The 6,000-nt window shown below is 48.1% G+C and carries 1 protein-coding gene; it reads right to left on the bottom strand.

The annotated features are described in order from the left end of the window. Positions 1-5,896: S8 family serine peptidase (locus CLHUN_RS09305; protein ID WP_080064313.1), on the bottom strand; the 5,896-nt coding region annotated here is incomplete at its 3' end. Positions 5,897-6,000 lie beyond the last annotated feature (104 nt).

Here is a 6,000-nt window from a genome sequence, read left to right as displayed (position 1 = left end):
TCACCCTGCCGTGTATGTCATTTTTGTAGCTTGTGGTTTTTCCGTTACGGTCTGTTTTTGTGGCGGCCGTTCCATTTGCATTGTAGGTGTAGGTCTCTGTTTTTGCCGGGTCATAGACGGTTGTTCCTTCTATGGTTTTTTTGCCTCCCGGATATATTTTTCTGGTTTCTTTGTTGGCGGCGTTGTATTCGTAGGCGGTTGTATTTCCCCTGCCGTCGGTCTGGGTGAGCAGGTTTCCGCAAGCATCGTATGTGTAGCCGGTTTTTTCTCCTTTTGCGTTTGTCACCTGCAGGAGTCTGCCAAACTGGTCGTAGCTGTAGGTGGTTTTGTTTCCGTTGCCGTCGGTTTTTTCCGTCAGGTTTCCTGCGCCGTCATAGCTCTGTCTTGTTATGTTCCCTTCGGGGTCGGTGGTGGCTGTGAGACGGTTGTTTCTGTCGTAGGTATATTTTGTTTCGTTTCCGTTTGCGTCTGTTGCTTTTGTCTGCCTGTGGCTTTTGTCATATTCCAGGGTTTGTATTATATTGTAGGCATCCCGTTTTTCTATGCTTCTGTTTAAGGCATCATATTTTGTTGCGGTTTTTCCTGTGAGGACCCCGTCTATGTAGCTGGTCTGTTCCAGCAGGTTGTTGTTTTTGTCATATTTGTTTTGTGTTTTGTAGGTTACGGTTTTGTTGTTTATGCCGGTTATGTTTGTTTTTTGTTCTATGAGCCTGTTTTTCTCATCATATCTGTTTTCTTTTTCTGTTCCGTTTCCGTCGGTTTCTTTTGTCTTGTTTCCGTTTAGGTCATATGCCGCAAAAGTGGTTATTTTGTCCCTGCCCTTGCTGTCCTGCTGTGTCTGGGAGAGCATCCGTCCTTCGTTGTCATAGGTATAGAGGTTTTGTACCCCCATGCTGTCTTCTTTTTTTCTTATGTTTCCCATTTGGTCGTACTGGTAGGTTTCTGTGTATCCGGGTATGGTTTCATCTGAGGGATATTGTATTTTTTTGAGCTTGTTCAGGCTGTTGTACTGGTATTTGGTAGCATTTCCGTTGCCGTCGGTTTTTTCCGTTATGTTTCCTGCCAGGTCATATTGTTTTGTGCCTGTGACCAGTTCCGCATCGCTTTGTGTTTTTCTTACTGCTGTTGTTACCAGGTTTCCTGCATCGTCATAGTAGTAGCTGGTTATTACTCCTCTGGCATCTGTCTCGGATATTTTTCTTCCCGCCCCGTCATAGGTGTTCTTTTTTGTGTTTTTGAGGCCGTCGGCTTTTGCCGCAGGGTCCAGCTCTGTTTCCAGCAGGCCTGCCTGGTTGTAGGTTTTTTCCATGCCGTAGCCGCTGTATATTTTTTCTTCCAGGGTGGTTCCCACGCCGTAGCTGTAGCCTTCTCCGTCCAGCTCCTTGATGGGGTTTCCGTTTTTGTCATATTTGTATGCCGCTGATACGAGGGTGGTGAAGTTTTCTTCGTCCTTGACCTTGTATACCTGTATTTTCGCCTTCAGCCTTCCCATTTTGTCATATACGTATTCTGTTCTGTTCATTTGGGTATATGGAACGGCCGGTACGTAATTTTCCGGTGATACTTCGGCGGTTTTTCTGCCTGCCAGGTCATAGTAGCAGGCTGTTATGTGGTCTATGGTTATGGAGCCGGCGCTGGTTGTTTCTATGGTGGTTTTTTTGCTTTGCTGCATTAAACCCCTGTCGTCATAGTGGTATGTGGTGGTTATGCCTTTTGCATCGGTTGTGGCTATTATGTTGCCCTGGCTGTCGTAGGCGGTTTTTGTACTTGCTATGACAGGGAGCCCGTGCTCGTCTATTTCCAGCTTCCGGGTTTCGGTCTGCCTGCCTAGCAGGTCATAGGTGTAGCTGGTGATAACGCCGTCGGGTGTTTTTTCTTCTATGAGGTTTCCGTTTTTGTCATATTTGCAGGTGGTTGTCAGGGCTTCCTGCTCCTGGTTTTCTTCCTTGTTTCCTAAGAGGTCTCCCTTTTTTATGTATTTTGTTCTGGAGGTCACCTTTCCTATATGGTTGTAGGTGTATTCGGTGGTGTTGAAGGTGTCCTTTGCGGTGAATATGTTTTCCCTCACCAGGTTTCCTTCGGGGTCGTACTGGTTTTCTGTCCTTCTGCCGCTGCTGTCGGTGACTGTTGTCAGGCTGCCGTTTTTGTCATAGGCATAGCTTTTTGTTATGAGCCTGTCGGAGGAAGGTATGCCGTACAGTTCTGTTTTGTCCTTCCCGGTTTGTTCCGATACTTTTCTTCCGGCTTTGTCATAGGCTATTCTGGTATAGCTGTAGAGCCCTTCTTCCATAGGTATCCATTTTTCGGACGGGTTGTTTCTTCCGTCATATTTATACCAGGTGGTGTTTCCCATGGCATCGGTGGTTGAGGCTATTGTACCGTTGGGGTTGTATATGGTTGTGAGCCGTCCTCCGTCGGGATTTTTTTGTTCCACCTGACGGTTTGCATAGTCGTAGGTGTATTCTGTGATTGCGGCTTCGCTGGTGGTTGTTCCTGTTATTGCAGGTGCTGCGGTGTTTAAGTACCGGGTGTGGGTTTTTTGTGTTTTTCCGTCGGTCTGTATGGTGTAGGCATAGCTTTCCAGCTTAAGGGAGGTCTGGTCCGAGCCGCCCTTGAAGGACACCGTGGTGAGCCTGTTCATTACATCGTAGGTGTAGCTTTTGGTGTTTTTTTCTTTTCCCGTGCTGTCGGTGAGTTTTTCGCTCAAGGTGTTTCCATAGATGTCATAGGTATATTCCACCGAGCTGTCCATCGGGTCTGTGACTTTTTTCACCCTGCCTGCCGGATTGTATTCATACCTTGTGCCGGCGGTTACGTCTGCGTAGGTTTGGGTGGGTGTACCGGAGTTGAGCCCGTCTTTTTCTTCTTCATACTGGTTGGGGGCTATGTCCTGTATTTTTCTGCCCAGGAGGTCATATACCGTCCTTGAGGTTTCACCCTTGTCCAGTTCTGTTTTTACTACTCTGCCGTAGGCATCATAGGTGTAGGTGACGGTATAGCCCGAGGGTGATGTTTTTTGGGTCAGCCAGCCCAGGGCATTGTATTCGTTTTTTGTTGTGTTGCCTTCCGGGTCGGTCACTGCCGTCTGGTTTCCGTCAGCGTCATATTCATATTTTGTAACTCCCCCGGCGGGATCTGCAGTTTGCTTCAGCAGGCCTTTTGCCTTGTAGCCCAGGGCCTGTGCCTCCTCATTTGTATAGTAGGCATATTTTGTTACGGAGTATTTCGACTGGTCTGCATTGGGATCGTAGGTGTCGGTGCCGTTTAAGGGCTGCACTTTTTTGAGCAGGCGGCCTGTGTCATCATATATGTAATATGTGGCTCTGCCTGTTTCATCTTTTTCTGCCGTTGTGTTGTTCTGGGCATCATAGGTGTATTCCCTGGTGCTTTTGTCCGGGTTTAATATTTTTGTTATGTTTCCTCTTTCATCCCTTGCATATTCTGTAACGTTTCCGTTCCTGTCCTTTATTTTCTTTTCTTCACCATATTTGTTGTAGTTGTTTGTGTCCAGGTAGTATTCAACTGTGGTGGATTTTCCTTCCGGGTCTATGGATTCTGTTATGTAGTAGGCCGTGTCATATTTCTTGGTGACGGTTATTGCTGAGGGAGTACTGGAATCCTTGATTGTGGTGGTTCTGTTGCCCGGGTCATAGGTGTAGTTAAAGGTGTTTCCGTTCTGGTCGGTGCTTTTTGTCACCTTGTGCTGGTTTGTGCCTGCGGCATGGTCATAGGTTACCTGTTCCAGGGTGTTTTTCAAAGCATCCCTGACTTTGGTCAGGTAATTTGAGGCGTCATATTCATAGGAATATATTGCAGGAGAGTCAGCCCCCTCCAGGGTTATTGCCGAGACTGTGGTAAGCAGCTTTGCAGAGCTGTATTCATATTTTACATATCTTTTTCCTTTGATATCGGAGATTTTTGTTATTAAGTTGTTGGTGTCATAGGTGATGCCGAACTGTCTTCCCACCGTATCGGTCACTGACAGCACCTTGCCCGGAACAGCGGCATCCAGTGATATTTTAAGGGAATTTTTGTTCCTGTCCCTCATTTCGGTAAGATAGCCCTCGGGATTTGCTGCTGTGGTATTGAATATGTAGGTGTACTGGTCCTTGGTTGTCAGAGTGGTGGTTCCGTCCTGGTTTTTTACCAGTGTGCTTCTGGAATCATTTGCGGCATAGGTCCCGTTTCTGTTGTCAATGAATACCTGGGCCGAGCCGTTGGGAAGCTTTGCAACCAGTACGCTGTTGGAGGCATAATTGGCATCCTTTTTAAGGCTGCCTTCAAAGCCGAAGGTCCAGCCCCTGCCCATTGTGCTTGTGGCCCTGTCATCCTTGGAGTTGTAGGTCCTGCTCATATTGACGGTGAAGCCGGGGGACACCTCACTCATATCGATATCTGTTTTTGAATAGTTTCCCGTTGCGGCATTTACCCCTGTTTCTCCATAGTGTATCTGTTCCAGAAGCTCGGGGGCGATTGTGGCGGCGCACACTGCCACAACGCTCTCATCCGCCGGAAGCCTGGTATCTGCTGCGGGCTTTTTCACAATATCTGTTGAGGAGCTCTGGTTATTTGTCAGGGCCGCATTGGCGTCCACCCTGCCGTAGGCCACCTTTCCGGTTGTTTCCTCACTCTTTGCGGCAGTGCTCTTTATCCTGGTTGCAAGCTGGGCCGCAGTCATGTCCGGCATAAGGCTCTGAAGCAGTGCGGCAACCGCCGACACATATGGGGCTGCAAAGGAAGTGCCGCTTTTATATTCGTACTTATCCTGTGGCTGTGTGGTCAATATATCTATTCCCGGGGCTGCAACATCCACATTTATGCCGTAATTGGAAAGTGCCGCCATCTGTCCCTTGTTGTTTTGAGCTCCAACCGTCAATATATTTGACAGTTCAAAGCCCGCAGGGTATACGGGGGACTTGGAAAGATCCCGGCCCTCGTTGCCTGCGGCGCATACAAACAGCATGCCCGACTCCGCCATGGCCTCCTTCAGCGCAGGGTTACTGCTGCTTCCTGAGAAGCTGCAGTTGACTATTTTTACACCCATACGGGAGGCGTATTCAATGGCCTCTATTGCATCGGAGGTATAGCCTGTGGTGCCGTTTATGAATTTCAAGGGCAGAAGTGCCGCCTTTGGAGCCGCACCTACAATCCCGGTTCCGTTTTCCCCGGCTGCAATAACACCTGCCACCTGTGTTCCATGCATATCCGACGTGGTATCGTCAAACACGGAATTGTCCCCGTTTGCAAAATCCCAGCCGTTGATATCGTCAATATATCCGTTCCCGTCATCATCAATGCCGTTATCTTTAATCTCATTGGAATTTACATAAATATTGTCCTTCAAATCCTCATGGCTTGTATCTATTCCAGTATCCAGGACGCCTACCAGCACAGCGGAGCCCTTTGTGAGGCCCCAGGCTGCCAGAGCTGAAATATCCTGTCCTGCTTTTCCAGTTGAAAACTCCACCTTCTGCCCGTTGTTAAAAAGCCCCCACTGCTGAGGGAACAGCTCGTCCCGGGGAACTGCGGCGCTTTTGGCCGCAGTTGCGCTCAGCTTGTAGTTGGGCTGGGCGAACAACACATTGGAATCCTTCTTAAGCTCCTTTATGACGGCATTCAGGTCATCGCCCTCATTAATTTCCAGCAGCTCTATTCTGGACTTTTTGCTTCTGGCCTTGGAATCCAGCTTCCCTATTTTCAGCTTGCTTTTAACCTTTGACCGGCTGTTATCGGCCTTGCTGTCGTCCTTGAACTTGACCAGCAGCTCTGTCTTTTCCTTGGGAGCCTCTTTTTTATTGTCCTGGCCTGCTGCGAGGATGCTCAAGGGAGAGAGGATATTTGTGAAAATGTATATGAAAACCAGAAGCGCCGAAAGCCTGTTCTTAATATTCTTCATAGTTGACCTCCAAAAAGTGTGATTGTATTTTACTTGTGGTTCATTTGCGGTTCATTTGCGGTTCATCTGCCGTTCAGTTGCGGCTTTTGCAGCATTGAGACGTT

It is taken from the genome of Ruminiclostridium hungatei (assembly GCF_002051585.1).
GTDB classification, from domain to species: Bacteria; Bacillota; Clostridia; order Acetivibrionales; family DSM-1351; genus Ruminiclostridium; species Ruminiclostridium hungatei.
The sequence above is the reverse complement of the archived record's forward strand: the minus strand, read 5'-3'. Positions and strand labels throughout refer to the sequence as shown.